The organism is Bacillus sp. P4_D3, assembly GCF_056401855.1.
Genome location: NZ_JBFUIN010001066.1, coordinates 1 through 869, shown reverse-complemented (window position 1 = coordinate 869; position 869 = coordinate 1). Strand labels below are relative to the sequence as shown.

General features: G+C 28.5%; 2 protein-coding genes. One reads left to right on the top strand and one right to left on the bottom strand.

Annotated features, from left to right (window positions below; genetic code table 11):
• A partial coding sequence (locus tag AC1DTM_RS29185) for a DUF3895 domain-containing protein (RefSeq protein WP_477001568.1) occupies window positions 1-139 on the bottom strand: 139 nt, incomplete at its 3' end.
• A 331-nt stretch (window positions 140-470) separates the two neighbouring features.
• Here AC1DTM_RS29185 and AC1DTM_RS29180 point away from each other — a divergent pair.
• Entirely contained in the window at window positions 471-725 is a 255-nt protein-coding gene (locus AC1DTM_RS29180) for a SunI/YnzG family protein (RefSeq protein WP_002066160.1), read from the top strand.
• Window positions 726-869 lie beyond the last annotated feature (144 nt).

Genomic DNA, 869 nt, shown 5'->3' with positions numbered 1-869 from the left:
GCTCAAGTGCACTTATTTCTTCAGAATTAAGTAATTCTAAAATATCCTTTTGTAAGGGCGATAAAGGTACTGGTATCTCAGCTATCTCCACCTTTTCTTTTTCTTCTTCAAATAAATCTTCAAATGAAATTTGATTCATTACATCTTTTCCTTTCTAACAATTGGTTTATATAACATGAATTGAATCCTATAGGTACGAGAACTTTGAATATTAGCTATTGTTATGTAGTACTTACCTCATTACATGAATTTCAAACTCATGTACATCATTTCATATAGTATGTTTTGATTATACCAAATATACGTTCTGTCTTCTATTGTAGAATTCGTTATAATAAGAATGAAAGTAATTATGAACATTTATCTCGTTGTTATTTGCATAATTCCTGTAAAAAAATAGAAATAAAATCTGTAAATTTGTATAATAAAATTGAAAGAGTAAAATCTTAATATAGAAAGGTCTTGGTAACATGTTAGGTATTAATGTTGAAAAAACAAAAGACGAACTAATTATTTCATGGCAATTCTCTAAAATTCATATTCCATTATGTGAAATCACTGAGGTAACTGAAGATAATACATATGCTGGTGTTGAAGAAAAAAGCGCAATCCGAATTGGAACAGCATATGGTACAACTGATCGTATTTTAATTAAGACAGTAAAGCAAAATTATTTATTATTCACTACTAATAGAGTATCCATTTTAAATAAAATAAAAGCTTAATTGTTTTTCTTCCTATATTTAAACGTTAAACACCTACATTCTATTATAGGAAACGCTACAAAGGATTCGTTGATTACTCCTGCTCCTAATTCGGAAGCATATGGTGAAACTATATAACACAAACACCCTAGCTCTTCGCTAGGG